The organism is Nonomuraea wenchangensis (assembly GCF_900111685.1).
In the GTDB taxonomy this organism is placed as follows: domain Bacteria; phylum Actinomycetota; class Actinomycetes; order Streptosporangiales; family Streptosporangiaceae; genus Nonomuraea; species Nonomuraea wenchangensis.
This window is the reverse complement of sequence record NZ_FOHX01000021.1, coordinates 83,680-98,901: the sequence shown is the minus strand read 5'-3', so window position 1 is coordinate 98,901 and position 15,222 is coordinate 83,680. Positions and strand designations below refer to the sequence as shown.

Annotated in this window: 15 protein-coding genes; 7 read left to right on the top strand and 8 right to left on the bottom strand. The window is 70.2% G+C overall.

The genetic code is table 11. The features are described 5' to 3' along the window. The first annotated feature begins 141 nt into the window (after positions 1-141). Positions 142-2,181, top strand: coding sequence for a sensor histidine kinase (locus BMW85_RS41465; protein ID WP_091092727.1), 2,040 nt, complete (start codon positions 142-144; stop codon positions 2,179-2,181). Between the two features lie 41 nt (positions 2,182-2,222). Here the strand turns inward: BMW85_RS41465 and BMW85_RS41460 are convergent, their stop codons facing one another. Further along, positions 2,223-3,836 carry a cellulase family glycosylhydrolase gene (locus BMW85_RS41460; RefSeq protein WP_091092725.1) on the bottom strand — a complete coding sequence of 538 codons (1,614 nt, stop codon included), beginning with the start codon at positions 3,834-3,836 and terminating at the stop codon, positions 2,223-2,225. Between the two features lie 111 nt (positions 3,837-3,947). Beyond that, positions 3,948-4,604, bottom strand: coding sequence for a TetR/AcrR family transcriptional regulator (locus tag BMW85_RS41455; protein WP_091092724.1), 657 nt, complete (start codon positions 4,602-4,604; stop codon positions 3,948-3,950). Between the two features lie 95 nt (positions 4,605-4,699). Here BMW85_RS41455 and BMW85_RS41450 point away from each other — a divergent pair, with 95 nt between their 5' ends. The 3 genes from BMW85_RS41450 to BMW85_RS41440 are packed head-to-tail and all read left to right on the top strand — an operon-like array spanning position 4,700 to position 8,333. Next, positions 4,700-5,149 carry a (2Fe-2S)-binding protein gene (locus tag BMW85_RS41450; RefSeq protein ID WP_218156169.1) on the top strand — a complete coding sequence of 150 codons (450 nt, stop codon included), beginning with the start codon at positions 4,700-4,702 and terminating at the stop codon, positions 5,147-5,149. Further along, positions 5,146-6,141: an FAD binding domain-containing protein gene (locus BMW85_RS41445; RefSeq protein WP_091092720.1), complete on the top strand. Its 996-nt coding sequence runs from the start codon at positions 5,146-5,148 to the stop codon at positions 6,139-6,141. Before BMW85_RS41450 ends, BMW85_RS41445 begins: the two co-directional genes overlap by 4 nt. Further along, positions 6,138-8,333, top strand: a complete 2,196-nt coding sequence (locus BMW85_RS41440) for a xanthine dehydrogenase family protein molybdopterin-binding subunit (protein ID WP_091092719.1) — start codon at positions 6,138-6,140, stop codon at positions 8,331-8,333. Before BMW85_RS41445 ends, BMW85_RS41440 begins: the two co-directional genes overlap by 4 nt. Positions 8,334-8,355: 22 nt before the next feature. Here BMW85_RS41440 and BMW85_RS41435 read toward each other — a convergent pair whose 3' ends face one another. Both BMW85_RS41435 and BMW85_RS41430 read right to left on the bottom strand, forming a co-directional pair. Beyond that, entirely contained in the window at positions 8,356-8,988 is a 633-nt protein-coding gene (locus BMW85_RS41435) for a maltokinase N-terminal cap-like domain-containing protein (RefSeq protein ID WP_091092717.1), read from the bottom strand. A 40-nt stretch (positions 8,989-9,028) separates the two neighbouring features. Continuing rightward, a complete protein-coding gene (locus tag BMW85_RS41430; protein ID WP_091092715.1) occupies positions 9,029-9,583 on the bottom strand; it encodes a TetR/AcrR family transcriptional regulator in 555 nt (184 codons plus the stop codon). An 84-nt stretch (positions 9,584-9,667) separates the two neighbouring features. Between BMW85_RS41430 and BMW85_RS41425 the strand changes: the two genes are divergently transcribed. Beyond that, complete coding sequence (locus BMW85_RS41425) at positions 9,668-10,117, top strand: nuclear transport factor 2 family protein (RefSeq protein ID WP_091092714.1); 450 nt, start codon at positions 9,668-9,670, stop codon at positions 10,115-10,117. Here BMW85_RS41425 and BMW85_RS41420 read toward each other — a convergent pair. From BMW85_RS41420 to BMW85_RS41405, 4 genes are all read right to left on the bottom strand, one after another. Further along, positions 10,110-11,075 (bottom strand): zinc-binding dehydrogenase, encoded by a 966-nt coding sequence (locus BMW85_RS41420; RefSeq protein WP_091092862.1) that lies wholly within the window; start codon positions 11,073-11,075, stop codon positions 10,110-10,112. The genes BMW85_RS41425 and BMW85_RS41420 overlap by 8 nt on opposite strands. Positions 11,076-11,141: 66 nt before the next feature. Further along, positions 11,142-12,173 (bottom strand): ROK family protein, encoded by a 1,032-nt coding sequence (locus BMW85_RS41415; protein ID WP_091092712.1) that lies wholly within the window; start codon positions 12,171-12,173, stop codon positions 11,142-11,144. A 78-nt stretch (positions 12,174-12,251) separates the two neighbouring features. Next, positions 12,252-12,542 (bottom strand): hypothetical protein, encoded by a 291-nt coding sequence (locus tag BMW85_RS41410; protein WP_091092711.1) that lies wholly within the window; start codon positions 12,540-12,542, stop codon positions 12,252-12,254. Further along, positions 12,539-12,721, bottom strand: coding sequence for a hypothetical protein (locus BMW85_RS41405; RefSeq protein ID WP_091092709.1), 183 nt, complete (start codon positions 12,719-12,721; stop codon positions 12,539-12,541). Before BMW85_RS41405 ends, BMW85_RS41410 begins: the two co-directional genes overlap by 4 nt. Before the next feature lie 171 nt (positions 12,722-12,892). Here BMW85_RS41405 and BMW85_RS41400 point away from each other — a divergent pair, with 171 nt between their 5' ends. Beyond that, the gene (locus BMW85_RS41400) at positions 12,893-13,147 is read left to right on the top strand and encodes a GntR family transcriptional regulator (protein ID WP_091092707.1); all 255 of its coding nucleotides are present in this window, start codon (positions 12,893-12,895) and stop codon (positions 13,145-13,147) included. A 935-nt stretch (positions 13,148-14,082) separates the two neighbouring features. Next, positions 14,083-14,892, top strand: a complete 810-nt coding sequence (locus BMW85_RS41395) for a ParB/RepB/Spo0J family partition protein (RefSeq protein ID WP_091092706.1) — start codon at positions 14,083-14,085, stop codon at positions 14,890-14,892. The last annotated feature ends 330 nt before the right edge of the window (positions 14,893-15,222 follow it).

The following is a 15,222-nucleotide window of genomic DNA, read 5'->3' as shown; positions in this document are numbered from 1 at the left end:
GCTCACCCGACGACCCTGTCGGCGAAGGCGACGATCACCGTCCGGTAGCGCCTATATTGTCCTGGCCCTATGGGTTCATGGGGCCAGGGCATAATGCGTTCTGCCGGACCCCCTTTGCCGGATCCGGAGGACGGAGGGCGTATGAGCGGCCAACTCGCCGACGACATCGGGAAGGCCACGCCCGCACGGCTGGTAGCGATGATCATGGCTGCCGTCTCGCCGGTGCTCGGCGTCGCGTCCTGGCTGGTGTGGGCCGGGCTGCCGGCCGAGTGGACGCCGGAGCTCACCGCCTCCCCGCAGTCGGCGGTCGCCCTGACCTTCCCCGCCGTGGGCGCGTTCCTCATCGTGCACCGGCCGCGGCTCAACATGGCCTGGCTCATGTGCGTCGGCGGGCTCGCGGCGGCGGTCAGCGACCTGTCGGACGCGCTGATGTTCCGCGCCGCCGCCGCGGGCGACCTGGCCCTCGCCGGCTGGATGCGCTTACCGTCGGGCCTCGGGTGGGCGGTGTGCGGGCTGACGCTCACCATGCTGCTGCCGTTGTATTCGCCGGACGGGCGGCTGCCGTCGCCGCGCTGGCGGCCGGCGCTGCTGCTCGGCTGCGCGGCGATCACGCTCACGTTCGTACGCAGCACCTTCAGGGAGCCGCCGCCGGCGGCGGGCTACCCGTTCCCCGAGGTCATCCCCAACCCGCTGGCCGTGCCGGCGCTCACGCCGCACCTCGACACGCTGTGGGCGATCGGCTGGACCGGCATCTACGTCGCGATGGCGCTGGCCGCGCTCTCGCTGGCGGTGCGGATGCGGGGGGCCGACCCGGTGCTGCGGCGGCAGATCGGCTGGCCGTTGCTGGCCTTCGTCGGCTACATCGTCTTCCTGGTCGTCGCGGCCGTCACCGAGGAGCTGCTGTGGGCGGCGATCGTGTGGGCGGCGGCCATCCCGTTCGCGGTGGCGTTCTCGGTGATGCGCTACCGGCTCTACGGCATCGACACGGTGATCAGCCGCGCCTTCGTGGCGGCCGGCGTGGTGGCCGTGGTCAGCGCGGTCTACTTCGGCGCGGGCGCGCTGTCCAGCCTGGTGGTCTCCGGCTACGGCCAGGTCGCCGGGGTGGCCGCCGCGCTGTTCGCCGGGGCGTTCTTCCAGCCGCTGCGCCGCCTGCTCCAGCGGGCCGTGGACCGGCTGCTGTACGGCTCCGTCGGCGACCCGGCGCTGCTCGCCGAGCGCCTCACCCAGGCCGTGCGCCGCGGCGACCCGGCCAACGCGCTCACCGCCGTGGTCGGCGTGCTGCGCGACGGGCTCGCGGTCGAGGGCGTGGCCGTCGAGGTGGCCGACGGCGAGCCCCGCTACGTCGAGAGCGGCCGCGTCGGCGACGCCCCGCGCGAGGTGCCGCTCACCTGGCACGGGGAGCGGGTGGGGCGGCTGCTCGTCGGGCCGCCGGGGCCGCGCAGGTTCCCCGCCGCGCACAACGAGCGGGTGCTGGCCACGCTCACCCCGTACGCGGCCGACGTGGCCCACGCCGTGCGCATGGCCGCCGACCTGCAGCGTTCCCGCGAGCGCATCCTCACCACCCGCGAGGAGGAGCGCCGCCGCCTGCGCCGCGACCTGCACGACGGCCTCGGCCAGACCCTGTCGGCCATGGCGATGACCATCAACATGGCCAGGCTCAGCCTCGCCGACTCCCCGGAGACCGCCGACGAGCTGCTGCGCGAGCTGCACACCGGCATGGCCGCCGTCACCGGCGACATCCGCGAGCTGGTCTACGGTCTGCGCCCGCCCGCGCTCGACGACCTCGGCCTGGCCCGCGCCGTACGCGACCTGGCCGAGCGCTCCTCGCCGGGCATCACGGTCGAGACGGAGGTCGAGGGCGACCTGAGCCGGCTGCCCGCCGCCGTCGAGGTGGCCGTCTACCGGATCGTCCAGGAGGCCCTGACCAACGTCCGCAAGCACGCGGCGGCCTCGACCGCCCGGGTCGTGCTCCAGCGGGAGCGGTCGGTGCTGCGGGTGCTCGTCTCCGACGACGGCAAGGGGCTGCCCGAGTCCGTACGGTCGGGCGTCGGGCTCGGGTCGATGCGGGAGCGGGCGGCCGAGCTGGGCGGCATCTGCGTGGTGAGCGGCGAGCCGGGCGTGGGCACCCGGGTCGAGGTGATGTTCCCGCTCCTCACCGCGCCCTCGGAAGCCTTGGCGTGAAGCCCGGTCCTCGCCTGTGTCGGCGAGGACCGGGGCCGCGTTCAGGAGGCGGCGCAGGTGTAGGAGGAGACCGTCGCGGTGTTGCCGCTCGGACGGGCCACCTGGAAGCCGAAGCTGGTCGAGCCGTTCGGGGCCAGGTTGCCGTTGTAGCCCGCGTTCTTGGCCGTGACCGTCTGGCCGCTGACGCTCACCGTGGCGTTCCACGAGCCGGAGAGGGTGTGGCCGGCGGGCAGGGTGAAGGTGACCGTCCAGCCGGTGGTGGCCGAGGTGCCGGTGTTGGTGACCGTGACCGGCTGCACCACGTAGCCGCCGCTCCACTGGCTCTGCACCGTGCCGGCCGCCGTGCAGCCGCCGCTCGGGCCGCCGCCGCCCGACAGGGTGGTGAACGTGGTCAGCGCGGAGGCCGCGGAGGTGTTGCCGGCGACGTCGCGGGCGCGTACGTACACCTGGTACTGCGTGGCGGCCGACAGCCCGGTCAGCGTGATCGAGTTGGTCGCCGAGGTCCCGAGCAGCGGGTCGGTCGCGCCCTGCTCACGGTAGACGTCGTAGCCCGCCACGCCCGAGCCGCCGGTGTCGGTGGAGGCCGTCCAGGACAGGGTGGCGCCGGAGGAGGTGATGTTCGCGGCCGACGGCGTGCCCGGCGTGGTCGGCGGGGTCGTGTCGCTGCTGCCGCCGCTGAAGAACGTGGCCTCGCGCGAGGTGGACACGATGCCGTTCGCGCCGTTGAAGATGCGCTGGCCCCAGGAGGTGAGCTGGGCGGGGTTGAAGTTGGTGACCATGTCGAGGTATTCGACGCCGCCGCCGTTGCCGCTCCACGACCAGCCGATGTAGCCGAGGGCCCGCTGCTGGGCCTGGGCCATGATGGTGTCCTCGTCGGGGTCGCCGTCGGAGTGGTTGAACCCGAACTCGCCGATGATCAGCGGCAGGCCCGCACTCTGGAAGGCGTTGAGGTAGGCGGTGATCTCGGCGGCGGTGTCGAAGACGCCGTACATGTGGATGGAGAAGACGGTGTTGTGCTGCGGGTCGGCGGCGGCCACGGTGGCGGCGTTGTCCCGCATGGTGAACTGCCAGTCCTGGCCCCAGTTGGGCGCGTCCACGATGAGCAGGTGCTGGAAGCCGAGCGTGCGCATGCGGGCGATGGCCGAGGAGGTGGCGCTGGTCCAGCCGGAGACGTTGTTGTTGCCGTACGGCTCGTTGCCGATGTTGATGATGATGAAGTCCTCGGTGCCGGTGAGCGCGCTCTTCACGCTGTTCCAGTAGGTGACTGCCTGGTCCAGCGTGTACGCGCCGCTCTGCTCGCCGTAGCCCGTGGTGTCGTGGTTTTCGAGCACGCAGATTAACCGGTTCTGCCTGCACAGCGAGACGACGTTGGCCACGTCGGAGGCGGCGTTCGGCGTCCACCGGCCGCCGCTCAGCACCACGCGGACGGTGTTGGCCTTCAGCGCCTTGATGTCGGCGAAGGAGCTCGTCTGGCTCGTGTACCACGTGTGCGCGTGGCTGACGCCGCGCATCACGAACGCATTCCCGTTGGCTTCCACGATCTTGGTGCCGCTGACCCGCAGCCCGACCGCGGCGTGCGCGGGGGCAGGGGCGGCGAGCATCGAGACGAGGAGCGACAGGAACGCCGCCGCCACGAGCCCGATGGGTTTCCTCATGGGGGTCCCTTCTCCAGTGTTAACCGGTTAGGCACACCGTGCTGGGAAATCGCCGCCGTGTACAGCAATCGGCCGCCGCGACGGCGAATGCGCTGGCCGCCGCTGAAACTTTCAGCTCTCCCGCAACGTGGGCAGCCCGGCCGCCATGGCGCGCAGCCCGCGCACGAGCGTGGGCACGAACGGCGGGCACGAGGCGGCCAGCTCGGCGTCCTGGGCGTAGACCTGGACCAGGACTGGGGAGGGATTGGCGGCGGGGTAGAGCACCCCGGCCAGGCCCGCGGCGGCGGCGGCGAGTTCGAGCCCTTCGGCCGGGGTGAGGCCGGCCGCGGGCGCGATCCTGGCGCCGAGCTCGGCCACGGTGCCGACCACCGTGCGCTTGAAGGCGTGCGCGGCCGGGACGGAGACGTTGTGCTCCAGGCTGGTGGAGGTGTTGCCGAGCAGGTCGCAGAAGAGCGGGCGGGCGGCGAGCGTCTCGGCCAGCGCCGTCACGACCGCCTCCGGGTCCGTCGCCTCCGGCAGGCGTTCGGCGACCGCTGCTGACCAGGCGAGCCACTCCTCGGCGGCGAGCTGGAGGTAGATTTCCTCACGGGTGCCGAAATAACGCACGATGTTGGACTTCGCCAGGCCGACCGCCTCCGCGACCGCCCCCAGGCTGACCGTACGCACGCCGGAGGCGGCGGCGAGCTCGCGGGCGGCGTCGAGGATCGCCTGCCGCCGCTGCTCCTTGTGCTCAGGCCGCCTGGCCCGGAGAAATGCCGATCGCGTCATGTCGCTGCCAGCATACTGGCGGCACTTAAAAGAACAACGTTCTCTTGTTAGGCGGACACCGTTCTGTTAGCGTCCCCGTCGTGACCGAGATACGGATGCGGGTGAACGGCGCCGAGGAGAAACTCGACGTCGAACCCTGGGTGAGCCTCGCCGACCTGCTGCGCGACCGCCTGGGCCTGACCGGGGTGAAGAAGGGCTGCGACCAGGGCGCGTGCGGCGCGTGCACGGTCCTCGCCGACGGCACGCGGATCAACTCCTGCCTGGCCCTCGCCGTCCAGTACGACGGCAAGGAGATCACCACGATCGAGGGGGTGGCCCCGCACCCCCTCCAGGAGGCGTTCGTCCGCCACGACGGGCTCCAGTGCGGCTACTGCACCCCGGGCCAGATCTGCTCGGCCATCGGCATGCTGGCCGAGCACGCCGCCTCCGGCGCGGACCCGGCCGCCCTCGACGAGGCCGAGATCAGGGAGCGCATGAGCGGCAACCTGTGCCGCTGCGGCGCCTACAACGGCATCGTGGACGCCATCAAGGACGTGACCCGATGAAACCCTTCGCCTACCTCAAACCCGCCGACGTGGACGAGGCCGTGCTGGCGGTGGCCGCCGACCCCGGCGCCCGCTTCCTCGGCGGCGGCACCAACCTGGTTGACCTCATGCGCGAGGGCATCGAACGCCCCGCCACCGTCGTGGACCTCACCGCGCTGCCCCTCGACGAGGTGCACGACCTGCCCGGCGGCGGCCTGCGCGTCGGCGCCCTCGTCCGCAACAGCGCCCTCGCCGCCGACCGCCGCGTGGCCGCCCGCTACCCGATGCTCGCCCAGGCCATCCTGGCGGGCGCGTCCGCGCAGCTCCGCAACATGGCGACCGTGGGCGGCAACCTGCTGCAACGCACCCGGTGCCCGTACTTCTACGACCGCGAGTCCGCCTGCAACAAACGCGAGCCCGGAGCCGGGTGCGACGCGATCGGCGGCTTCAACCGCTCCCACGCCGTGCTCGGCGGCAGCGGGAGCTGCATCGCCACCCACCCGTCGGACATGTGCGTGGCACTCGCCGCGCTCGACGCCGTCGTGGAGGTCCGCAGCGTGCGCGGGGTCCGGCGGATCCCGATCGCCGAGTTCCACCTGCCGCCCGGCGACACCCCGCACGTCGAGACCGCGCTGGCCGCCGACGAGCTGATCACGGCGGTCGAGCTGCCGCCCGTCCCCGTCGCCGTCCGCTCCCGCTACCGCAAGGTGCGCGACCGGGCGTCGTACGCGTTCGCGCTGGTCTCCGTGGCCGCCGCGCTGGAGGTGCGGGACGGCGTCGTCACCGACGTACGCCTGGCGCTGGGCGGCGTGGCCACCACGCCGTGGCGGGCCAGGGAGGCCGAGCGGCTGCTGCTCGGCGGGCCGGCGAACGAGGAGGCGTACCGGCGGGCCGCCGAGGCCGAGCTGGCGCCCGCCGCCGTACGGCCCGGCAACGCGTTCAAGACCGGCCTGGTCCGCGCCACCGTCGCGGCCACGCTGCGCGACCTGGACCTGGGGGAGGAAATCGGATGACCACGACCGAGACCGAGCGCGCGACCGCCCCGGCCACCTACGTCGGCAAGCCCGTCGACCGCGTCGACGGCCGGGCCAAGGTCACCGGCGAGGCCCGCTTCGCCGCCGAGCACCACTACCCCGACCTGGCCCACGCCGCCCTCGTCCACGCCGCCGTCGCGCGCGCCCGGATCACCGCGATCGACACGGCGGCGGCCAGGGCCGTGCCCGGCGTGATCGACGTGCTCACCCACGAGAACGCCCCGGCCATGAAGCCGCCGCCGAAGTTCAGCCCGCTCGACCTCAGCACGTTCGTCTCGGCCACGTCCGTCAACTACCTCGCGACGGACGAGGTGCACTGGAACGGCCAGCCGGTCGCCGTCGTCGTCGCCGAGACCCCGGAGGCCGCCCGGCACGCCGCCACCCTCGTCCGGCCGGTCTACCAGGAGCTGCCCGCCGTCCTCGACTTCGCCGCCGAGGAGCCGAACGCCGTGCCGCAGAAGGGCAACCTGCTGCAGGAGAGCGAGGCCGACAAGGGCGACGCCGAGGCGGCGCTGAAGACCGCGCCGGTCACGGTGGACCTGCGCTTCACCACGCCCCCCTACCACCACAACGCCCTGGAGCCGCACGCCACGACCGCCGTCTGGGACGGCGACCGGCTCACCGTGCACGAGGGCACCCAGAACATCGCCTGGCTGCGCAAACACCTGGCGACGCGGTTCGGCGTGCCGGAGCGGGGCGTCCGGGTGCTGGCGCCGTACGTGGGCGGCGGGTTCGGCGGCAAGGCCATGGTGTGGGCGGGAACGCTGCTCGCCGTGCTGGCCGCGCGGGCCGTCGGCCGCCCCGTACGCCTCGCGCTCAGCCGCGCGGCCGTCTACCACACGGTCGGCGGGCGCACCCCGAGCACGCAGCGGGTCGCGCTCGGCGCGGACGCCGATGGGCGGCTGACCGCGATCGTGCACACCAGCGTCTCCAGGACCGGCCGGATCGGCGGCATGCCCGAGCCGGTCACCGCCGCCACCCGCCACCTCTACGCCGCGCCCAACATCCACCTGCGCCAGCACGTCGTCGAGCTCGACCTGCTGGCCAACACCGCCATGCGCGCCCCCGGCGAGGCCATCGGCACCTTCGCCATCGAGTCCGCCATGGACGAGCTGGCCTGGGAGCTCGGCCTCGACCCCGTCGAGCTGCGGCTGCGCAACGAGCCCGAACGTAATCCGGTGGACGGCAAACGGTTCTCCCGGCGGTTGCTGCGGGAGGCGTACGCGCTCGGAGCCGAACGCTTCGGCTGGCGCGACCGCGACCCGCGCGCCGGAGCGACGCGGGACGGGCGCTGGCTGGTCGGCATGGGCGTCGCGACGGCTTACCACCCGACGCTCATGCTGCCCGCGAACGTGAGCGTCCGCCTCGGCGCGGACGGGCGGGTCGTGGTGCGCTGCGGGCTGCAGGAGATGGGCATGGGCGCCGCCACCGTCCAGGCCCAGATCGCCGCCGACGAGCTGGGGGTGCCCCTGGAGTCGGTGCGCGTCGAGTACGGGGACTCCTCGCTCCCGGACGCGCCCGGCGCGGGCGGCTCGGTCCAGACCGCCAGCATCGCCGGCGGCGTCGTGGCCGCCTGCGACAAGCTGAAGCGGATGGTGCGGCGGCTGGGCCGGGGCGCTCCTGGAACGTACGCGGAGATCCTGGCCCGTGCCGGCCGCGACCATGTCACCGCCGAGGTGAAGGCCAACATGCCCGTGTTCATGATCCGGACGCTGCTGGAGCGGCGGCGCCTGGTGAAGGCGGCCTGCGGGGTGCACTTCTGCGAGGTGCGGGTGGACCGGGACACCGGCGAGATCCGGGTGTCGCGGTGGCTCGGGGTGTTCGACGTGGGCCGGATCGTCAACGCCAAGACCGCGGCCAGCCAGCTCCGGGGCGGGATCGTCATGGGGCTCGGGATGGCGCTGTCGGAGGAGACGCTGGTCGATCCGCGTACCGGCCGGATCATGAACCCGAGCCTCGCCGACTATCACGTGCCCGTGCACGCCGACGTTCCGCACATCGACGTGCATTATCTGGACGAGCCGGACCCGACCATGCCGTTGGGGCTGGTGGGGATCGGGGAGGTCAGCATCGCGGGGGTGGCGGCGGCGGTCGCGAACGCGGTCCGCCACGCGACCGGCGTGCGCGTTCTCGACCTGCCGATCACGCTGGACAAGGTGTTGCCGGGTTAGGCCGGGCGTAGGACGGCGTGTGTCAGGCCGGGCGTAGGACGGCGAACAGGCCGCGTTCCCGTACGCCCTCCGGCAGGGTCCAGGCGCCGGCGACGTGCCCGATCGCCCCCTCGGGGGCGTCGGCCGGCCCCAGCACCCGCTGCAGCCGCAGGACCACGCCCTCTGCCGCCTTCAGCTCGGTGCCCTCGTGGTCGTCCACGGCGGTCGAGAAGCTCGGGAGGACGTCGCCGCTGAAGGCACGGCTGACCTCCTGATCGACGGTGTCGCTGACGCTCTGGTCCTGGGCCTGCACCCGGCCCTCGATCAGGGCCGCGAACTCGGCGAGCAGGACCGGGTCGTGGCAGCCGTCGTACGCCCAGCGCCGCCCCAGCACGCCGTGCTCCATGGTGCCGACCAGGGCGTCCTCCGCCCCGTCCAGCGGCGCGCCGCGGTAGGTGAGCGGCACGAAGTAGGCGACCGGACGCGCGCCCGAGGTGTCGGCGACGACCATGAACTCCATCCCGACCTCGCCCTGCGGGTCGTCCAGCCGGAAGCCGCCGGCCTTGACCAGGCTCGGCCCACCGTCGCCGCCCTGGTACCAGGGGCGGGTGGGCAGCCAGGCGGTGAGCAGTTCGAGTTTGGTGGGTTTGACGCTGGTTTGGTGGATGACGGCCATGAACGGGGATTGTCGCATGATCCCCCCGAGTCCTGTCGCCTCAGGGGGATTCATCCGGTGCCGTGATCGCGGCGGCGGCCAGGCCCGCCGCGCGGGCCGCCGTCGCCGCCGCTTCGCGCGGGCTCACCATGGCGACCGCGGTGGCCCCGTCGATCAGCACGAGAAGCTGCTCGGCCACCAGCCCGGGATCCGTCACCGCCCCGGCAACCAGCCCGTGCAGGTAAGCGCGCAGCCGCTCCTTGTGCCGCCGCACCACCTCCCGTACGGCGTCGGAGTCCGCGCCGAGCTCACCATAGGCGTTGACGAACCCGCACCCACGAAAGCCGTCCTCCCCGAACCACCGCTCCAGCCACTCGAACACCGCCGCGATCGGGTCGGTCCGCCCGTCCACGTAACCGGTGAGCGAGGACATCCAGCGCTCGTCCCGCCGCTCCAGGTACGCCACCACCAGTGCCTCCTTCGACGGATAGCACTGGTAGAGCCGCTTCAGCGACACGCCGGAGGCGGCCCGGACCTCGTCCATGCCGACGGCCCGTACGCCACGCCGGTAGAACAGGTCCGCAGCCGCGGTGAGAACGCGCTCCGCGTGCTCCACAACCCCTCCTTGCCTCGGAGAACGAGCGTTCTCTAGGATACGGGAGAACGCTCGTTCTCCGCTCACCGCCGCCAAGGAGGCCCCATGACCCGCCCGCCCGTCCCGCCGTTCACCGAGGAGACCGCCCGGATCAAGGTCCAGGCCGCCGAGGACGCCTGGAACACCCGCGACCCCGACCGCGTCGCGCTCGCGTACACGGAGGACTCCGTCTGGCGCAACCGCGACGAGTTCCTGCGGGGCCGCGACGAGATCAGGGCGTTCCTGCGCCACAAATGGGACCGCGAGCTGGACTACGCGCTGCGCAAGGAGCTGTGGGCGGTGTCCGGCGACCGCATCGCCGTACGCTTCCAGTACGAGAGCCGCGACCCCTCCGGCCAGTGGTGGCGCAGCTACGGCAACGAGCAGTGGGAGTTCGACGAGGACGGGCTGATGCGGCGGCGCGAGGCCAGCATCAACGACGTACGCATCGAGGAGTCCGAACGCCGCATCCTCGGCCCGCGCCAGGACTCCGAGCCGCCGCTGCCGCTCAGCTGACCGACAGGAGGGACTTGCCGATCGTCGTTCGCGCCGCCAGCGCCCGATGCGCGTCGGCGGCCCGTTCCAGGGGGTGGACGGCCCCGATCGCGGGCCGCCACCGCCCCTCGGCGGCCCGGCGCAGCGCCAGCTCCAGGGGCTCACGCACCTCCGCCGGCGCGGGCGGCCCCTCCATCAGCGGAAAGTGCAGCCGTACGCCCCGCCGTGTCGCCGCCTCCTGGTCGGGCGCGCTGAAACCCTCGCCCGTCCCGTACGTGACCCACCGCCCACCATCGGCCACGGCCGTTGCGGTCGCCGCACCGAGGGATCCGCCGGCTCCGTCGTACACCAGCGAGGCCCCGCCCCCGGTGATCTCCCGTACCCGCTCGACCCACCCCGGCCGCGTGTAATCGACGCCCGCCTCAGCGCCCAGCTCCTTCGCCAGCGCCAGCTTGTCGTCACTGGACGCCGCCGCCACCACCCGCGCCCCCGCCTCCACGGCGAGCTGCACCAGCAGCGACCCCGCCCCGCCGGCCGCCGCCGACACCAGCACCCATTCCCCCTCCTCCGGCATTCCCAGCCGGGCCATGCCGAGCGCGGTCACGCCGTCGTGCACGAGGGCCGCCGCCGGCTCGTACGCCAGCCCATCCGGAATGGCGACAATCTCCTCGACCCCGGCGACGACCCGCTCGGCATACCCCGTGGACGTCCGCGCGACGACCCGCCGCCCGACCCACCCCGGATCCACGCCGTCACCGACCTCCAGCACCTCACCGGAGCCACCGCCGCCGGGCACGTACGGCAGCTCCCGCGGAAAGAACTCCTGCCCCCACCCGGCACGCAGCAGCGTGTCCAGGAAGATCACATCCGCCACCGCCATCCCGACCACCACCTGCCCAGGACCGGGCGCCGGATCGGGCACCTCCACCGGGACCAGCACCTCCGGCCCACCGAACGAGGCCACCTGAACAGCACGCATGAGGACGCCGCCTTTCATCGCGGAAGAAACGTCCTCGCCAGTCTTCAACCTCAACCAAAGTCGAGGTCAACTCTGGCTTCGCGTCAGGGCTTCACGTGCGGCGATCGCCGCCCCCCTCGCCCCCGCCATGTCCAGATCCGGCACCAGCGCGAACACCGCCGCCTCCCGCTGCTCGACCCGGAGCGCGGTGTGCGCCCGCACCCGCCCCAGCAACCATTCCCGGAACCGCGCCCCGGCCGCCACGACACCCCCGCCCAGGAAGTACGCGTGCGGATCGGTGAAGTTCGCCGCGATCGTGAACAACATCCCCAGAGCCTTCGCCTGCTGCTCGAACACGCTCAACGCCAGCGGATCCTCACGCTCGGCGTACCCGCGCAGCGCCCTGGCCGCCACGGGTAACGGCTCAGCCGCGAGCGGATGACCCGGATGCCGCCCGAGCCAGTAGGGCAGCAAATTCTTCTCGATCCCGGTCAGCGAGGCCAAGCTCTCGACATCGCACACATTGCCGCAATTGCACTCCGGCAACCCCTGCCCGTCCTCCAACACCCCACCAGGCGGAAGCGGAATGTGCCCAAGCTCCCCGGCCATGCCCGCCGCCCCCCGCACGACCTGCCCCGACTCGACCACCCCGCCACCGAGCCCCGTACCGACGATCGCCGCCACCGACGACCGCCGCCCCGCCTCCTCCGCCCCGAAATAGGTGTGATGCGCATACAACGCCGCCGCATTGGCGTCATTGCTGTAGATGACCGGCACCTGCAGCAAATCCTCCAGCGCCGTACGAATGTCGAACCCAGCCCACTCCGGATGCAGAAAATTCGTCGACCCACGCGACGAGATGACCCCGTACGCGCTCGCCGGCCCCGGCGTGTCCAGCCCAACCCCCGCCACGGCCGCCCGCCGTACGTTCGCGACCTCCAGCACCTGCTCCATCGCCTCCGCCAGCGCCCGCAGCGCCGCCTTCGGCCCTTCCCTGACCCGGCTCGGCGACTCGACCATCCCAGGAACGAGGAACCGGCCCGCATCATCGAGAACGGTGGCGTTGTTGGCATTCCCGCCGTTGTCGAGCCCAACGACACACCACGACCCGGAGCCCATACCCACCCCTCCCCCCAGCCGACCCTCCCCCAAGCATCGCCGCCCCCCGTCCCACCAACAAGAGCCGTTACCGGGCTCTCATCGCGCCTGGCCCAACAGGATCCGATGAAAGGTGTCCAGGGCGAGCGTGGTGCTCGTCCAGCCCGTCTCGCGCACCTCCCCCTGTATCCGGTCAGTCCGTCGTACGAAGCCCTGCCCGGCGACGTGGCAGAGCTCGTACACGATGCCCCGGCACTCACACGTATGCGCGACCACGCGAACGCGCGACGTACGGTTGCCGGGCACATGCCAGGTCAGAACGATATGACCAGGTTTCGGCCGCTCATCGTGCGGACCGTGGTAGTCGGCGAACTCATCCCACCGAATCACCAGGTCCTCCCCTCGAAGATCGCCGCGAGGTTCTGGAGCGCGCCCTCAACCCGTGCCAGCACCAAAGCCTGTACGTGATCTCCACCCGCTGGCAGCCGGTAGCCGTGCTTTTCGAGCACGGCTTGAACCTCGGCAGCCAGCAGGGGCGTGAACCGTAGGTCTGTGGTTGAGTTGCCCATGGATCGGACCTCCCGTGTCCGATTGACGGGCCCGTCTCGGCGCTGCATCGCCGGACGGGCCCTTGCTTTACTCCAACCCTTCAACAATACGTCCAGCCCGTACAGCCCGTCTAGCACGTACAGCTCGTACCGTATGTAAGACCCTGCAAGTACGTACTTAACGTGCTGGGTATGACAGTTGACCAGCTCGACCCGACCCCGATCTATGAGCAGTTGGCCCGGATCATCAGGGAGCGAATCAAGGCGGGCGACTTGGAGGAACGGCAGACGGTGCCCTCCGAGACTTCGTTGCAGCAGGAGCACGGGATCGCTCGCGGCTCAGTACGCCGTGCGATGGAACTCCTGCGCGAGGAGGGTTGGGTAGTCACCATCCAGGGCCGGGGGACTTTCGTGGCACCGCGGGAGCGCTGGCCCAAGGAGGAGTAGTAGCCGCCCGCTCGTGCACCGTCCGTTCTATCGGCAATAAATCTGGAAGAGAGACGATGGCGCACTGGGACGCGGTCGCTTCACGAGACCTCGCCAGGCGCCAGAGTGCCCACGAGTGACCTCTTAAGGTAGCGAAGCCACTCCGACGGGCGTTATCTCGCTGTTATCAAGTCGGCATGCGGGTCATTGGTCATCCTGGGGCGGAGGTGTCGTGCGGCGACTGTCAGCCGAGCAGCCGAGCCCTTGGGTATCGACACCACCTCTGATGGGTATATTTATGCCTCATTAGAACGCTTTGTCCGGTTGTCGTGTGGAATGAGGCTCTGAGGTCGAGTCATGCGTACGTCACGAAGCCAAGAGGTATTCCAAAGGCAGGCGAAGCTGTGACCTGGGAAAATGCCGGACTACCAATGCTTGTTGGGCACTTGTGATGCTAGTTCCTATAGGTTCTGGTTGTGCCGATTGAGGATCTCAATTACGCTCTCGTCAGGCCTGAGTGGGGTGTCGTGCATGTGACCAGGACGGCCCACCTCGTTGAGAGTCCGTCCTGAGAGGTTCTCGGATATGAGCCGCAAATCCTGGGCGCTTTGGGGCGCTGTGATGTCGGCTGGCTTGGGCATTGCCGTCAACCTTGCTACCGAGATGAAGTACAACGCGTGGGCCTGGGCTGCGGTGGTTGTGTTCGTAGCTCTCACCGCATTGGGTGGCTTAATCGCTGATCAGAGTGGACAGCGCCGAGCTGTGGCTCGTCGAGCTCAACAGGCTCCGCCCGTCCTGCATTGGGACAAGCGAAGCGGAAGTGAGCGCTGGACGGTGTCAACGACGGATGTGAAGGTGGCTACCGAATTCCTCAAGAGCGTCGGTACCCACCAGGGGCCGCCGCAAGAGCCTTAGAAAGCCGAAGCCCAGCTAGCATCCAGAACGGAGTTCATCGAGTGGCCAAGTCTCGCTTCCAGTACGTACTGCCGGATCACCGTGTCGACTACGGTGTCGAAGTTGAGATCGACACGCTGAAAATTGACGAGGATGCACAGCGTAAGCTCAATCCGAAGCGCGCGAAGAGCATCGCGGATGGGCTTATCGTGGATGCTCTCGGCTCGATCGTGGTTTCTGAGCGCGCCGACGGCATTCGGTATGTGGTTGACGGCATGCATCGAACCGAGGCCTGCAAGCTGAGGGGGCTTCGCACTCTGAAAGCGGAGATCCATTATGGCCTTGACCAGCAGCAAGAGGCGACTCTCTTCCTCATCAAGAATCGAGAGTCAGCAAAAGTCAGCACTCTGGATGAGTACAGGGTCGGGCTGACCGCAGGGGATGAGCTCTGTGTGAGTATCGACAGAGTGCTGAAGGATCACCGGCTCGGCTTGGGATCAAGCTCGACGAACAGCGTCGGCGCAGTGTCGGCCGTGCTGAGGATTACGAAGCAGTATGGACCCGATGTTCTGGATCGAACGTTGCGGGTTGTTGAGCTGGCTTGGGGGAGGGACAAGGAGTCCTGGGACGGCGTGATCCTGGGAGGTGTGGCCATGTTCCTGGGGCGTCACGGCGCAAATGTTGACGACGATGACCTGGCCAAGAAGATGCTCAAGCGAGGGTTGGCCGCGCGCTGGAGGTCCGAAGCGTTGACCCGCGCATCGAACGGCGGCTACAACAACAGCGGCACCGGATCACGAGAGAGCCAGTGCTACCAGATGGTCATCGAGAGTTGGAACAAGGGCCGAACCGCCGCCAACCGTATTGGATGACTGTATCCGCTACTGCGCCGGCGGAAGATCGTGATTGAGCTCCCTCTCAAATAGGCTGAATAAGAGGTGCGCTTGCCGTATACCTCTACGAGATAGTGCAGTCATTCATCTGCGAGGAGGATGCTTTGGCGGTCGTGCGTTCGTTCTCTAGGACGACTCAAAACACTGGGCTTCACCCGACCGAGGTCGAGTGTGGTTATCAAATGGTGCATGCGGCTGAAGGGCGCCTACTCCAGCTGAGCACCTATGGGTCTGATGGCAGGCAGTCCCCGAAGAAAGTTAGTCAGACCCTACAGTTCGATCAGGCTGGAGCAGCCATGCTTCTTAGCA

What these genes read in the sequence shown, in the direction of transcription:
- BMW85_RS41465 (WP_091092727.1), top strand. Translation starts at nt 142, where the DNA reads ATGAGCGGCCAACTCGCCGACGACATCGGGAAGGCCACGCCCGCACGG.
- BMW85_RS41460 (WP_091092725.1), bottom strand. Translation starts at nt 3,836, where the DNA reads ATGAGGAAACCCATCGGGCTCGTGGCGGCGGCGTTCCTGTCGCTCCTC.
- BMW85_RS41455 (WP_091092724.1), bottom strand. Translation starts at nt 4,604, where the DNA reads ATGACGCGATCGGCATTTCTCCGGGCCAGGCGGCCTGAGCACAAGGAG.
- BMW85_RS41450 (WP_218156169.1), top strand. Translation starts at nt 4,700, where the DNA reads ATGCGGGTGAACGGCGCCGAGGAGAAACTCGACGTCGAACCCTGGGTG.
- BMW85_RS41445 (WP_091092720.1), top strand. Translation starts at nt 5,146, where the DNA reads ATGAAACCCTTCGCCTACCTCAAACCCGCCGACGTGGACGAGGCCGTG.
- BMW85_RS41440 (WP_091092719.1), top strand. Translation starts at nt 6,138, where the DNA reads ATGACCACGACCGAGACCGAGCGCGCGACCGCCCCGGCCACCTACGTC.
- BMW85_RS41435 (WP_091092717.1), bottom strand. Translation starts at nt 8,988, where the DNA reads ATGGCCGTCATCCACCAAACCAGCGTCAAACCCACCAAACTCGAACTG.
- BMW85_RS41425 (WP_091092714.1), top strand. Translation starts at nt 9,668, where the DNA reads ATGACCCGCCCGCCCGTCCCGCCGTTCACCGAGGAGACCGCCCGGATC.
- BMW85_RS41420 (WP_091092862.1), bottom strand. Translation starts at nt 11,075, where the DNA reads ATGCGTGCTGTTCAGGTGGCCTCGTTCGGTGGGCCGGAGGTGCTGGTC.
- BMW85_RS41415 (WP_091092712.1), bottom strand. Translation starts at nt 12,173, where the DNA reads ATGGGCTCCGGGTCGTGGTGTGTCGTTGGGCTCGACAACGGCGGGAAT.
- BMW85_RS41405 (WP_091092709.1), bottom strand. Translation starts at nt 12,721, where the DNA reads ATGGGCAACTCAACCACAGACCTACGGTTCACGCCCCTGCTGGCTGCC.
- BMW85_RS41400 (WP_091092707.1), top strand. Translation starts at nt 12,893, where the DNA reads ATGACAGTTGACCAGCTCGACCCGACCCCGATCTATGAGCAGTTGGCC.